This window comes from Cryobacterium sp. PH29-G1, from assembly GCF_030063365.1.
Taxonomy (GTDB): domain Bacteria; phylum Actinomycetota; class Actinomycetes; order Actinomycetales; family Microbacteriaceae; genus Cryobacterium.
In genome coordinates this window covers 92,142-105,831 of sequence record NZ_JASISY010000011.1, presented here as the reverse complement: position 1 = coordinate 105,831, position 13,690 = coordinate 92,142, and the positions used below count along the sequence as shown (strand labels likewise).

Annotated in this window: 10 protein-coding genes; 7 read left to right on the top strand and 3 right to left on the bottom strand. The window is 66.4% G+C overall.

The annotated features are described in order from the left end of the window. The first annotated feature begins 63 nt into the window (after positions 1–63). Complete coding sequence (locus QMK22_RS13635) at positions 64–1,917, top strand: M23 family metallopeptidase (protein ID WP_283498194.1); 1,854 nt, start codon at positions 64–66, stop codon at positions 1,915–1,917. 75 nt (positions 1,918–1,992) lie between these two features. On the opposite strand, the gene yczR is transcribed toward QMK22_RS13635, so the two are convergent. Then, on the bottom strand, positions 1,993–3,450 hold the full coding sequence (gene yczR / locus QMK22_RS13630) for a MocR-like transcription factor YczR (protein WP_283498193.1): 1,458 nt from the start codon (positions 3,448–3,450) through the stop codon (positions 1,993–1,995). A gap of 63 nt (positions 3,451–3,513) precedes the next feature. On the opposite strand from yczR, the gene yczE reads away from it, so the two are divergent. After that, a complete protein-coding gene (gene yczE, locus QMK22_RS13625) occupies positions 3,514–4,152 on the top strand; it encodes a membrane protein YczE (protein WP_283498192.1) in 639 nt (212 codons plus the stop codon). A 31-nt stretch (positions 4,153–4,183) separates the two neighbouring features. On the opposite strand, the gene QMK22_RS13620 is transcribed toward yczE, so the two are convergent. Further along, positions 4,184–5,347, bottom strand: coding sequence for a M20/M25/M40 family metallo-hydrolase (locus tag QMK22_RS13620; RefSeq protein WP_283498191.1), 1,164 nt, complete (start codon positions 5,345–5,347; stop codon positions 4,184–4,186). Between the two features lie 106 nt (positions 5,348–5,453). On the opposite strand from QMK22_RS13620, the gene QMK22_RS13615 reads away from it, so the two are divergent. From QMK22_RS13615 to QMK22_RS13595, 5 genes are all read left to right on the top strand, one after another. Then, positions 5,454–6,260 carry a CPBP family intramembrane glutamic endopeptidase gene (locus QMK22_RS13615; RefSeq protein ID WP_283498190.1) on the top strand — a complete coding sequence of 269 codons (807 nt, stop codon included), beginning with the start codon at positions 5,454–5,456 and terminating at the stop codon, positions 6,258–6,260. A gap of 88 nt (positions 6,261–6,348) precedes the next feature. Next, entirely contained in the window at positions 6,349–7,239 is an 891-nt protein-coding gene (locus QMK22_RS13610) for a DUF4097 family beta strand repeat-containing protein (protein ID WP_283498189.1), read from the top strand. Continuing rightward, complete coding sequence (locus QMK22_RS13605) at positions 7,236–7,952, top strand: PadR family transcriptional regulator (RefSeq protein WP_283498188.1); 717 nt, start codon at positions 7,236–7,238, stop codon at positions 7,950–7,952. Before QMK22_RS13610 ends, QMK22_RS13605 begins: the two co-directional genes overlap by 4 nt. 219 nt (positions 7,953–8,171) lie before the next feature. After that, a complete protein-coding gene (locus tag QMK22_RS13600; protein ID WP_283498209.1) occupies positions 8,172–10,310 on the top strand; it encodes an APC family permease in 2,139 nt (712 codons plus the stop codon). A gap of 162 nt (positions 10,311–10,472) precedes the next feature. Continuing rightward, positions 10,473–10,760: a DUF3073 domain-containing protein gene (locus QMK22_RS13595; protein ID WP_283498187.1), complete on the top strand. Its 288-nt coding sequence runs from the start codon at positions 10,473–10,475 to the stop codon at positions 10,758–10,760. Between the two features lie 51 nt (positions 10,761–10,811). On the opposite strand, the gene QMK22_RS13590 is transcribed toward QMK22_RS13595, so the two are convergent. Then, positions 10,812–13,676, bottom strand: a complete 2,865-nt coding sequence (locus QMK22_RS13590) for a DUF2207 domain-containing protein (RefSeq protein ID WP_283498186.1) — start codon at positions 13,674–13,676, stop codon at positions 10,812–10,814. Positions 13,677–13,690 lie beyond the last annotated feature (14 nt).

The following is a 13,690-nucleotide window of genomic DNA, read 5'->3' as shown; positions in this document are numbered from 1 at the left end:
CTTGCGCCACGCTGGCCCGCCCGAGCCAGGCAAATCCATTACCCGAATGGATCAGGTCTTGCAATGTTGCTACCCGAAAATCGCCAGCACACCCTGCGATTCGGGCGAGCACTCCCCCCGCATCACCCCGCCGCGCGGCGGGTGACCGGCAGTCGCAACGCAGCTCTGGCGGCGGTCGTCGTCGCGGCCATGCTGCTGTTCGGCGCACCGATTGCGGCGAGCGCCAACGACGCTCCAACGGTCACTCCAATGGGCGCTCCCGCCACGGCGACGCCGATCGGGAGCCCGGCACCAGACGCAGCGGTCGAACCCACGAGCAACCTCGGGAGCGAGGCAACGCCGGCCGCGGTCGCGCCAGAACCGACACCGGCACCAGCACCAGCACCGACACCGGCACAGAGCGTGGAGCCAGCACCCGCCCCGGATCCCGTCGTGACACCGGACCCTGCAGTCGCACCGGGCCCCATAGTCACACCGGACCCCATTGTTACACCGGACCCAACAGGTACACCCGGCCCAACGGCACCCCCCGGCCCCACCACAACACCCGATCCCACCGCAACACCCGATCCCACCGCAACTCCGCAGCCCGCAGTCACACCGCCCGCTACCCCGGTCCCCACCCCACTGCCCACTCCCGTCGCAACTCCCGTCCCGGCTCCCATCCCCACGACCGGACCCGCCCCCGAACCAATCAACGGTCCCATCCCGCCGGTCAGCGATGCCCCGACCACGGACCCGACCCTGAAACCGAGCCAGGCGGCGCCCTCCGATCCGGCAGCAGCACGAGTAATCGTCCAGGCGACAACGCAGACGTCGGCGGCCACTCGAGCGGCTGCGACCGAGGCCATCGCTGCACAGCGAGCAGCCGCCGAGCTGGTCGCCGCCCGGTTCACCGCAGCCCAGAAACTGGCCGGTGAACGGGCCGCGACACTGGCCAACGCGCTGAGCCGCTCGCAAGCCGCCCAGGTCGCGCTTGACAGCGCGCGCAGCGACCTGGAGTCAACGCGAGCAAGCCAGGCGATCGCCTTGGGCCGAGCTTCCCTCGTGCACCGACTCGCCGTTGAGGCAGCGGAGACTGCCGCCGCGTCCAGACAAAGCTTCGCCATCCTCGCGCGCAAGCTCGCTCAGCAACAGAATGGTGCGGGCGTTGCCGACGTCTTTCTCGGCGGGCATTCGCTCAGCAATGTTCTCGACCAGCTGAGCACGTTGGACCAGCTCGACCGCGGTGCCGAGAACATTGAGAGCGTGCAGGCACGTTCCCAGGCCGATGCCGTGCGCGCGGACACACTGAAGCAGCAGGATACCCAGACGCGCCAAGCGGCAAGCACGGTGTCCGTTGACGCCAGCCAGGCCACACTCGATGCGGCCACCCGCAACTTCGAGGCGGCGGGTCTGGCGCTGGTCGCCGCGGCGTCGCAGGCGGCGACCGCCGCCGCCGGGCTGGCCGCACTCGACGTGCGCCCGATCATCCGCACCGATTTCGGACAGCTGAGTGCGCAGGGCTGGGCCAACCCGGCGATCGGTGCACTAACGGATAACTACGGGCCACGCCCGGTTCGCCCGGTCCCCGGCGTGGGCGCCTTCCACTACGGCACCGACATCGGTGCCCGCTGCGGCACACCGGTCTTCGCGGCCACCGCCGGAATCGTGCGCGCCGCCAGCTCCGTCGGGAGTTACGGCAATTGGGTGCTCATCGACCACGGTGAGGGAGTGCAAACGGGTTACGCCCACCTCGCCACCGGCGAAACCCTCGTCGCGGTCGGTGATTACGTCACCGCGGGCCAACAGATCGGGCGAGTCGGCAGCACCGGCCTCTCCACCGGGTGTCACACGCACGTGGAGGTTCGGGTGGACGGCGTGCGCATCGATCCGCAACCATTCTTCCGAAACCGCGGTGTATCCCTCGGCGGCTAGCGCCCGATTCTTCAGGCTCAGAACCGCCAGACAATGCACCCGCTCAGTAGTCCAATGCGCGGCTGGCTCCCACCGCTAGACCACGTCGGCGAGGTATTCGCTGACCGGCAGCGGATGCCGCAGCAACGACGCCCAGGCGAGCTCGAGCGCGTCGATGGCCCGGTCCACCTCGTCGGGCGTGCGGGAGAAGGGAATGCGCAGGAACAGGTCAAAGGCACCGTCAATTCCGAACCGCGGACCGGCCGGCACCACAAGCCCATGATTGCGGGCAGCGAGGGCGAGCTGGGAGCTCAGCGGACTACCGAGATTGATCCACACGGTCATTCCGCCGTGTACGTGCGGCACCTGCCAGCTCGGAAAAGCACCGGCGAGGCGCTCTTCGAGGTAGGCGCGGCCCGTTCGCAGCAGGGTTCGACGCTGTTCCAGAATGGCCGGCATCTGATCGAGCAGCCGCAGCACCATGAGCTGCTCAAGAATAGGCGTGCCGAGATCATTGGCAGCACGGGCGGCGACGAGCTTACGGATCAACGCCGGCTCCGCGCGAATCCAGCCGACCCGGAGACCGCCCCACACCGTCTTCCCGACCGATCCGACCGTGACAACCGTGCCCGTGCCGTCACCCGCCAGCGCGGCAAACGGCAAAAACGTGCCCGGACGGTCGATGTTGAGTTCGGCGATCGTCTCGTCGACGATCAAGACGGTGCCCTGCCGCGCCGCAGCCGCGATCACGCGTTCGCGCTGCTCAGTGGGCATGGTCTGGCCGGTCGGGTTGTGGAAGTCGGGCATGAGGTAGCCCAGCTGCGGGTTGCTCCGCTCCAGGAGCTGCAGCAGGGCCGTTTCGTCCCAGCCCGGTGCGCCGTCGGATTCACCCGGGCCACCGGCGGAGACTCCGACCGAGACCAGTCGCGCTCCGGCTGCGCGCAGCGCTTCGTAGGCGTGCGGGTAGGTGGGCATCTCCACGAGGGCTCGATCACCGCGGCCGATCAGCACTCGGGCCAGCAAGGCGATGGCGTGCTGGGCGCCGATCGTGATCATGATCTGGTCGGGTCGGGTCGGCAATCCGCGGGCGGCATAGCGCGCGGCGACGGCCGCCCGCAGTTCAGGGATTCCGACCGGGTCGAATCCCGACCCACCGAGGTAGGGGGCGAGGTCGGCGGCGGCCTGCAGGGCGACATCGGCCAGCCCGGGCCAGGCCGGCATCGCGGCCTGGCTGAAGTCGAGAAAGCCGTCATTGCTGGCGCCGACGGGGCCCGGCAGCCCGCCAGGAAGCCGCGTGACACTGCCCGAGCCCCGCACGCTGTGCAGAAACCCGGCGTCGCGCAGGTACCGGTAGGCCGCAGTCACGGTGGTGCGGCTCAGGCCGAGGTACCCGCTGAGGTCGCGTTCGGCCGGCAGCCGGCAGCCGAGGGCGATGCGACCGTCCAACGTAAGCAAGCGGATGCGCTCCGCCAGCGCCAGATAGGCGCTGCCCGTGCCACGCCACTGGCCCAGCAACGTGTCGAGTGCCCGGGCGCTGAGCTGCTTCTCTGCCATGAGGCCACTCTAAGCACATTGGCTACTTGATTACAGGGCGAGAGTAGAATTGGATTGGTTTTTATGACACGACGCCTGATTCAGCTCTTTATTGGCCTGTTCCTGTACGGACTGGGTATCGCGTTGATCGTGCGCGGCGGCATCGGCGTTGCGCCTTGGGACGTCTTGACGCAGGGCATCGACAAGCACACCGGGCTGGGTTTCGGTCTGATCACGGTACTGACCAGCGCGGTCGTGCTGGTGTTCTGGATCCCGATTCGCCAACGGCTCGGTGTCGGCACAATCTTCAACGCTCTGCTGGTGGGACCGGCAGCGGATGTCGGATTGCACCTGATCCCCGCCGACCTCGACCTGTGGCTGCGCATCGTACTGTTCGCGCTCGGCCTGATGACGCTCGCGATCGCGACCGGCCTGTACATCGGTGCGCACTTCGGGCCCGGCCCGCGCGATGGCCTCATGACCGGGCTGCACCGGCGCACCGGCTGGAAGATCTGGGTGGTGCGCACGCTGATCGAAGCCATCGTGCTCGGCATCGGCTGGGCGCTCGGCGGCAATGTCGGCATCGGAACCGTGCTCTTTGCCGTCCTGGTCGGCCCACTGTGCAATTGGACCCTTCCGCTCTTCGCGATCAAGCGCCCTGAGCTCATCGCCCGAACCGCCCGCACCACCGATGCGCCCGAGTCGACCCCGACTCTGCACTGAGTGGGCAGGTACTGAGCGGGCAGGTACTGAATCAGGCGACGGGGCCGCAGAACTCGGCAATGGTGCCCGTGAGGATGTCGGCGAGCGAGCACACCGAGGCAGCGTCGGCCCACTCGGTGTCGGCGTGCAGGCCCTCGCCGGCGGCGCCGAACACGAGGCAGGGGATGCCGGCTTCCAGAATCAGCCCGGCATCGGTCCAGAACGGTTCGCCGCGAGTCTTCGCCGGGTGGCCGAGCACCCGCTCGACATTGCCGGTGAGTGCACGCACGATCGGCCAGTGCGGCTCGGCCTCGAAGGCCGCCCGCGCCACCAGCCGTGTCAGCGCGAATTGAAACTGGGGTTCGGTGCGCGCCAACTCGGTAAAAAGGGCACGCAATTCGGCCTCGACGCTGTCCGGAGACTGACCCGGCAGCATCCGTCGTTCCAGGGTGAGCACGCACCGGGCCGCGACCGTGGCCGCATCGTCGCCGCCAGAGATCTGGGACACCCGCACGGCCCCGTGGCCGAGCGTGGCGTGTGCCGGAACGGCGTTCAGCCGTTGCCGCAGCCCGTCGAGCGCGTGCAGGGCGAGTCCGGCGTGCCAGATGGCGTCGACACCGAGCTCGGGCTGCGAGCCGTGCGCGGCGAGGCCGGTCAGCTCGAGCTCAAACCAGGCGAATCCGCGGTGGGCGGTGGTGAGCTCGAGACCGCTGGGCTCGATCACGAGGGCGGCATCGGTGCGAACGCTGCGCAGCACCTCTTCGGTTCCGATGCTGCCGAATTCCTCGTCGGCGACCAGCGTGACGACCACATCGCCGGCTAATCCGTTGGCGGATGCCCGCGCCGCCGCCGCGAGGATGGCCGCGAGCCCGCTCTTGGTGTCGATCGCCCCGCGCCCGTACACGCGGCCGTTCCGGAGATCACCGCTGAACGGATCGCCCTCGTAGGTTGCGACACCCACCGTGTCCAGGTGGGCATTGAGCATGAGCGAGCGGCCCGTGCCGGAGCCGCGCTTCCGCCCAACGACCGACGGTCGTCCGGGAGTGTGCTCGAGCACGGTGACGTCGAAGCCCTGCCCGACCAACCAGTCACCGCACCAGGCGGCGAGAGTGGCTTCGCCAGCGGCGCCGGGCACGAGGTCGGGATTGACCGAATCGATGCGAACGAGATGCTGCAAAATTGCGACCGGGTCGCTCGCAGGGGGTAGACGAATCATTCTATGAATCTATGCCCTCGCGCCGGGTCGGTAAACCACCGCTTCGGGGCGCGGTAACCCAATGCCAACTACTCCGATTCGGGAAGCGTTCTGGATAGGCTGCAGCATGGGCTCTCGCGGTGTGACCCACTCCGGATGGGGGCTGATTCCGGCGGCGCTGGTGAGCGCATCCGCTGTGCTGCTCTTTGCACTGCGGCTGCCCCTGCCCGGCTATACGGTGCTGACCGCGGCCCTCGTACTGGCCTTCGTGCTCAATCGTGCGCTGTTTCGCGATCTGCTGCTGATCGGCGTTGGACTTCTCATCATCAGCACCATTTCGGTTGAGGCCGACATCAGCTATCCCAACATTGCGCTGATGGGCACGGTATTGAGTCTGTCGGTGCTCGTGCCGTACCTGCTCTCGCGCTATTACTTCAGAGACCATGCGATCCGGTTTCCCCTTCGCACCGGCCAGCGCTGGACCAGGCTGGAGCGCGCTTACCTGCCGATCGTGGTCCTGCTCGGGTATCTGATTCTGCCGCGCTACTTCATTGGCTCCGGCGCGTATCAGAACTGGCCGGCGGTGACCGCGCCCGATGAGATCGCCCGATTGTTCGTGGGTGTGGGCTTTGTGGGCATTTGGGATGAACTCTTTTTCATCTGTGTTGCCTTCGCCCTGCTGCGGCGGCATTTTGCCGACTGGCAGGCCAATATTTTGCAGGCCGTAATCTTTTCGTCGTTTCTCTGGGAGCTCGGGTATCAAAGTTGGGGGCCGCTGCTGACCGTGCCGTTCGCGCTGCTGCAGGGCTACACTTTCGCCCGCACCCGGTCGCTGACCTATGTGATCTGCGTGCACCTGCTGTTCGACGTGGTGGTTTTTCTGGTACTCGTGCACGCCCACACCCGGGATTGGCTGGCGATCTTTCTTTACTGAGACACTTGCCACACTCAGTAACGCGATATATCGTGTCTGTCAGAACACGCGATATAGCGCGAGTTCATTCTTCTGAAAGGACAACCCAGTGTCACTGGAAAAATGGCTGGTCGCCCCGGGGCAGACCAAAATTATCGATGTCGAACTGGTGCGCAAGCTGAAGGTGAGCCTCATCGGCGGCACCGTCGACATCATCGGCCATGACGAGCCCGGCGCCCGCATTGAAGTGCACGGCGTCACCGGCAAAGACCTGAAGATCTCGATGGACGGCGACCGCCTCGAGATCGATCACCCGCAACTGCGCTGGGACAATTTCATTGAGGTGTTCGCCTCGTTCCGCGGCACGGCACGCGCCGAGGTGAGCATCTCGGTGCCCCGCGACGTGGCGCTGCGCTTCGGCGTCGTCTCGGCCGATGCCCTCGTCTCTGGCCTGCGCAATGACGCCAAACTCAGTACCGTCTCCGGCGACCTCGTGGTCGACGACATCGAGGGCGACCTCGAGCTCAATGCGGTGAACGGCGAGATCTCGGTGCGCAACCACGTGGGAGCGCTGAGTGTGCACACAGTGTCGGGCGATATCACGGCGAGCGGCAGCATCCGTCAATTCACCCTCGACGGGGTGACGAGTGACGTGTTTCTCGACCTGAGCGGCACCCCGGACCAGATCGTGACGAACTCGGTCAGTGGCAACCTCACCGTGCGGCTCGAACCAGACGTCGCCGCGCGATACCACCTCAACACCATCTCCGGCACGCTCCAGCTCGATGACCACACCGTGCGCACCGCGTTCGGCAAGGGCTATGAGGGCTCCACCGGTGCGCTCGATGGCAGCTGGCTTGACGTGCGCGCCAACTCGGTGTCTGGCGATATCTCGGTCGTGCGGCGCGATTCTACGAGCCCAGCGCCGGCCAGTTCCACACCGACCGCTGCAGCGGATGCCGCCACGCCCACCGCCGATACCCCGCAGGACCCGGCATGAGCGCCATGTTCGCCCACGGCAGCCTGCGCCTGTACCTGTTGAGCCTGCTCGCTGAGCGCCCCCGGCACGGCTACGAGCTGATTCAGGCACTCAGCGACCGCTTCGGCGGCACCTACAGCCCGAGTGCCGGCACGATCTACCCCCGGCTGGCCAAGTTGGAGGAGGACGGGCTCGTCACCAAGCAGGCCGACGGCCGCAAAACCGTCTACGAGATCACGGAGGCCGGCCGTGCCGAACTGCTCGCCCGCGACGGCGAGCTCGGCGCGATCGAAGACGAGGTGACCGACTCGGTGCGGCGCCTGGCCGATCAGGTGCGTACCGGCGTGAACTCCGCCATGAAAACCCTGCGCGCCGATCTGGCCTCGGCCGCACGCCAAGCCCGCAATGTGTCGTCGCCCACGGCTCCGCGCGGCTACGACGGCACGCCCCAGTCCTGGGATCCCGCGGGCTCGTCGACCGGAGAGACCCCCCGCTCGACGCCGCCGGCCACAGATCCGGCCTCGCCCTCCACCGACGAGGACGCTACTGCCCGGCTGGACTCCCGCCGCGCTCTGAACGAGGCCGACATGGTGCTGAATGAGTTTCGGCAGCAGCTGCGCACAGACCTGCGCGCGCAAGCCGCCCACTCGATCGTTCCGCCCGACACCGTCTCCTCGCTGCGTCGGCAACTCGCCGACGTGCGCGCGAGCATCCTCGCCACCCTGCACCCGTAGGCCTGGCCGTTCGGGGCCGCCAGCGCAACTCCCGCGCAACACGCTACAGACCCCCAAAATCCGCCTACCCTCACGGTCTGAGCGGGGAGCGGATGACCCGCCGTCGCGGCCCCCGCGAAGGAGTTCGTGGCCCCGGACTGCTCTGTTCCCGAACTGAGAAATCGCCGAAGCCATCCAGATGATTTGACAGGGGCCGTCGTAGGTGTAGTGTCATCCCTCGTGACACCCGAGGCGAACGCCCCAGTACCGGAAAGTCGTTCACCCAAGCGGTGGATCATCGGCGATCCGCTCCCCACCGAGCATTTGGACGGCCAACTGCTGCCCAAGCACCTAGCTCTTCCCATCTTTGCGAGCGACCCGTTGTCGAGCGTGGCCTACGCGCCGCAAGAACTCCTGATGATTCTCACCCTCGGCGGGCTCGCCTTTCTGAGCTTCGCGCCGTGGGTTGCCGCGGTCGTGGTCGTGCTGCTCGTCGTCGTGGTCGCGTCGTACCGCCAGCTCATCAAGGCCTATCCCTCCGGCGGCGGCGACTACGAGGTCGCCCACAAGAACCTAGGCGAGAAGGCCGGCCTGGTCGTCGCATCCGCTCTGCTGGTCGACTACGTGATGACCGTGGTGGTGTCGGTCGCCAGCGGTGTGGACAACATCATCTCGGCCCTGCCGTTTCTGGCGCCGCTGCGGGTCGAATTCGCCGTATTCTTCGTTATTCTGCTCGCCGCCGTCAACCTGCGCGGGGTGCGTGAATCCAGCAAAGCCTTCGCCATTCCCACCTATCTGTTCGTGGCGAGCGTTCTGCTCATGATCGTGGTCGGCCTGGTGCGGGTTGCCCTCGGCGATGCGCCCACCGCCGAATCGGCCGGGTTCGACGTTACGTCGCACAACCTGGCCCAGTCCGCGTTCATCCTGCTGCTGCTGCGGTCTTTCGCCAGCGGATGCTCCGCCCTGACCGGCGTGGAAGCCATCGCCAACGGGGTGCCCGCCTTCAAACACCCCAAGGTCAAGAATGCCCAGCGCACGCTGACCCTGATGGGCGGCATCGCGATCGTACTGTTCATCGGACTGACCATTCTCGCCCTGGTCTCCAAGGTGCACTACGCCGAGCATCCCTGCGATCTGATCGGCTGGGACGAGTGCGCCACGGCACCGCAGCGCAGCCTGATCGCGCAGGTCGCGGCCGCCACCTTCGGCAACTACTCGATCATGTTCTTCGTGTTGCAGGCCGCAACCGCCGCCGTGCTCCTGCTCGCCGCGAACACGGCGTTCAACGGATTCCCGCTGCTCGGCTCCGTGCTCGCCCAGGACAAATACGCACCCAAGTCGCTGAGCACCCGCGGCGACCGCCTGATCTACTCGAACGGCGTTGTGCTGCTCGCACTCGCGGCCTGCGTGATCCTCGTGGTCTACCGGGCCAACCTCACCGTGCTCATTCAGCTCTACATCATCGGCGTGTTCGTGTCGTTCACGCTCGGGCAAACCGGCATGGTTCGGCACTGGCTCAAGCTGCTGCAGAAGAACCCTCCGAATCGGGGCTCAATCATCCTGAGCCTGTCGATCAACGGTTTTGGCGCGCTTCTGACCGGGGTGGTGCTCATCGTGGTCACCATCACCAAGTTCACCCACGGTGCCTGGCTGGTGTTCGTGCTGATGCCAATCCTGTTCTTGCTCATGATGGGCGTGAACCGCTATTACCGTGACGTGGCCAAAGAGATCGAGGTCGATCCGATCACGACGTTCGGGTCGCAGGGTGACCATGCCATCGTGCTCGTGGGCAAGATGCAGAAGCCGGTTCTCAAAGCCCTCGACTACGCCATTGCCGCGCGCCACGTCAGCCTCGAGGCGGTGCACGTTTCCATCGACACCGCCGAGACCAAGGAACTCAAACGGGCCTGGGTCAAGCAGAATATTCAGGTACCGCTGCGCATTCTCTCCTCGCCCTACCGCGACATCAGCTGGCCGCTGATCAACTACATTCGTGGTCGCCGCGCTGATCACGGCGCCGAGGTCATCACCGTCTACACGCCGATCTACATCGTGGGCCACTGGTGGGAAGGCCTGCTGCACAACCACAAGGCCCGTCGCCTGCGTCAGAAGCTGATGCTCGTGCACGGCGTCACCATCGCGCTCGTGCCGTGGCTGCTGGACTCCTCTGAGCTCATTTACGGCCGTCGGTCCCGACCTATCCCCGGTCAGGACCGTCGTGGCGAGCCCGTGCGTTCGCGTCCGGTGTCACGCCGCCCACTCGCGCCACCAACGAATGCGCCGGGCACGATCGACACCACAACGAAATCGACGACGCTTCTCGGAACCGTTCCGCCGCACTCACGCCCCTCGTCATCGCGTCGCCGCAAGCGCAAATAGCCCCCGTTCAGCCAGACCATTCCTACGGATTTGCCGTGCGAACGGTGTCCGTGGCGCGCTAGGCCCGTCATGCTAAACTAAACTCTAGTTTTTACACATTCCGTTCGGCAAATCCCGAGGGTCTCGCGACTCGCTCGGCCTGGCATCGTAAGGGGGTCACGCATGGGGCGCGGCCGTCAAAAAGCAAAGCACACCAAGGTAGCTCGGGAGCTGAAGTATTTCAGCCCGGATACCAACTACAACGCGCTGGAACGCGAGCTGACCGGGCATCCGTCCGATCCGCGCCTCGACGAGGATCTCGCCAAGTGGCCCGAGTACGAAGCGGACAAGAACAAGCAGGCCGCCGGTTCCGGCGCCACGGATTCCGCCGATGACGACGACGACCCCGACGATGACGACGATCGTTACGTCGACCACTACGCCACCGAAGACGAGCAGAAGCGGGCCTAGGCTCCGCCGGTACTCGGCTAACGGCAACCGGCAACCGGCAACCGGGTGAGGCTAGCTGCGCTGGCGCGACGCTCGGGTCAATACGAGGCTCATCGAGCACGTCAACACCGCGGCGACGGCCGGAAGACCCAGCAGCGGGAAGTACGGGTGGTCGCCCGCCATGTTCAAGCTCGTCCAGATGAAGAGGATGAATGCGGCGATCGTCGCGGCCGACGCCAGCCACCGCACCAGATCGCGGCCCAGGCTGGGGGCGAAGGCACGCCGCGAGCGGCGAAACCCCAGCACGGTGCCGATCAATCCGAGCGCGGCACCCAGCAGGCCGAGTCCCATCACAATCGGGAGCGGGGCGGCGTGCTGAAACTGCGTCAGGCGCAGCGCGTTTTGGTCGGGACCGACAAACGTTCCGGCGGGAAAAATGACGTTGGCTCCCACGTCGTCCACCGTGTAGTCGAACGGCCAACCGCCGCCGTCGGTGGCCGCCACGACAAGCCGGTGTGACTCGGCACCGTCCACGATCGCCGAGTCGGTGAACGGTTCCACGGCGGGCGCCCAGTCGCGAACTTCGTCTGCGGAGGTGTCCTTGGTGATCCACCCGCTCGATACGGCGAGTTTCGCGAGGTCGTCGGCCATCCGAAATTCGATGTTGACCTCTGCGGGCACCAATCCGCCTCCCCACTGGGAGTTGTATTCCCAGCCGTCGAGAAGGGCTGCCCAACGAACGCTGTCGACCACGGCGCCGTCGCGTTCCACCGCCGCGGCGGCGGAGGCCATCGAATAGTGGACGTTCACGTCGTGCGTGCCCACCACGGGGTCAGCGAGCGTCGTACGCATCAGCACGGTGTCGAAATCCTGCTGTGTTGTGAACGGGACGTCTCCGCCGGCAATGGTCACGGACTCCACCCGAAGTCCGAGATCCTGCCCGTCAATCATGTTCGGCCACTGCTGCACGAACTGCGGAACGCTGGATCCCGCCGGGTCGAACTCAACGCTGAGCCGCTCAGTGACCTCGACGCGTGCCGCGCCGTCCACGGTGCGAGTCAACACGCCGGTCATGTCGATGGAGTGCACCTCGGTCCACAGATTCCCGGTCAGGTTGCCCCAATAGGAGGAGTACGAGTTGCCCATCCCGTACGGAGGCGGCAGCAGTATCGATACGGTGAACGCACCGATCACGAGAAGAGCAGAGAACATCCGCACCAGGATGCGCGGCCAGGTCAAAAATCCGCCCTTGCGCCATCCATTTGAGGCCCCCGCAGCCCCGAACTCGCTCTCGATCAGGGCGACCACGCCGGCGCCGGCGGTTCTCGGCTGCGCCGTGAGCACGCCGTAGGGAAGCAGCGGGTCATCCGTTCTGCCACGCGCGAGCAGGCGAGTGCGCTCTGCGTACACACCGATGCCGAGCAGGTGCTGTTTCACCAGGGCACCACGGCTCGTGAGCGGCCGCACCGACAGTGCGATCCACAGAATGACCGCGGAAATTGCCGTGGAGACGATCACGAAGGCAACCGGCCACCACACCACCGACAGCTCAGCCTGATGGGACAGCTGCCGCACCAGGCCCCACTGCACGATGGTCAGGGCGAGCGGCGCGGCAATGAACAGGTCACGAACAAAACCACGCGGTACCCGGCGAAATCCCCGGGTCAGCTGGGCGCGGCGTTCGCCGGAGGCGAGATAGTGGGAAATAGCGCGGGGCCAGTCGCCGAGCCGGCCGGTGCGCCCCGCGACCTTCGCGGCAGCGATCACGAGCGCCTGCCGGTTGGCCCGAGAAATGTCTGGATCCTGGGCATCGGCGAGAGCCCCGGCAAGTTCGCTCGTTGCGGGAGTGCGCAGAATCTGCGCGGCCATCCGTGGTGTCACTTTTTTGGGCGGATCGAACTGGGCCACGAACCAGGGCAGGCCGCGAGCATCGCTCCACGCCACCGCTCGGGCGGCAAACGCGAGCAGCAGCACCAGCCCGAGCACGGCCAGCGGCGCCAGCGGACCGAACGTCTGCACCCAGAACAGGGCTGTCGGCGCGGGCATCGTGAACGTGCCGGGTTCGAATTTCATGGTGAACCAGGCCTGGGCGTGCGGGGGGATGTTCTGCTCGCTGCTGAACCGGTAGCTCACCTCGGACCCGGTACCGGGTTCGGGCTCAAGCCAATCCCCGGCGCTCAGCAGGGTCCAGGCGACGGTGCCACGGGGCTGGCTGACGAGTTGATCGGCAAGATCGCCGGGCATCGTCACGAGCACGTCCAGCCCGGCGAAACCCTGCGGCCAGGACGGCCCGAAAACGTCCCACTGCAGCAGGTCGATGGGTTGCTCCGACCCGGTGTCCGTTGCCGCATAGGCCAGATTCTGCAGGTCGTAGCGGAGCACGATCTCGTGGTCGCCCTGCAGCGGCGTGCTGCCGCCCACCGTCAGGGTGAGTTGGGTCGCGCTCGCGGACTGCCCGACCGTGACCGGGTCGCCATCGAGGGTGGCCGCAATCGCGGTCGGGGTGAGGGCGTGCCCCTGGTACTGGGTGGCGAGCACCCGCTGAATACCGTCTTCGTCGGTACCGTCGGGAAAGACGGCGGTGATGCGCTCTTCCACCTGGGCCCGCAGTCCGCCGTCGGCGGTGCGGGACAGGCGATAGTCGACGACAAAATCGCGGGCGATCCACTGGGCAGTTGCGGTCGAGGCCGATTCGGTGATGTCGTCCAGGCTGAGCGGCTGGTTGATCACCGGGCCGACCAGCAAAATCATGCCGACCAGAGCCACAACACCCCAGAACGCACCGATACCGAGGCGTAGTTTGAAACCGCCGTGAGAGCGGAGCCAAGCCTCGGTGAGTAGCATCCGCTTGGAGAGCGCCGCGTACAACCAGGAATGCTTCGGCGCTTCCGCCGGGATACGCTCGGCGTCGTCAATCGTACTGTCGGTACCCCGCATGATGTTTCCCCCGG

Excerpts from the sequence above, each read along its gene's own strand:
- QMK22_RS13635 (WP_283498194.1), top strand. The coding sequence starts at position 64 with ATGTTGCTACCCGAAAATCGCCAGCACACCCTGCGATTCGGGCGAGCA.
- yczR (WP_283498193.1), bottom strand. The coding sequence starts at position 3,450 with ATGGCAGAGAAGCAGCTCAGCGCCCGGGCACTCGACACGTTGCTGGGC.
- yczE (WP_283498192.1), top strand. The coding sequence starts at position 3,514 with ATGACACGACGCCTGATTCAGCTCTTTATTGGCCTGTTCCTGTACGGA.
- QMK22_RS13620 (WP_283498191.1), bottom strand. The coding sequence starts at position 5,347 with ATGATTCGTCTACCCCCTGCGAGCGACCCGGTCGCAATTTTGCAGCAT.
- QMK22_RS13615 (WP_283498190.1), top strand. The coding sequence starts at position 5,454 with ATGGGCTCTCGCGGTGTGACCCACTCCGGATGGGGGCTGATTCCGGCG.
- QMK22_RS13605 (WP_283498188.1), top strand. The coding sequence starts at position 7,236 with ATGAGCGCCATGTTCGCCCACGGCAGCCTGCGCCTGTACCTGTTGAGC.
- QMK22_RS13595 (WP_283498187.1), top strand. The coding sequence starts at position 10,473 with ATGGGGCGCGGCCGTCAAAAAGCAAAGCACACCAAGGTAGCTCGGGAG.
- QMK22_RS13590 (WP_283498186.1), bottom strand. The coding sequence starts at position 13,676 with ATGCGGGGTACCGACAGTACGATTGACGACGCCGAGCGTATCCCGGCG.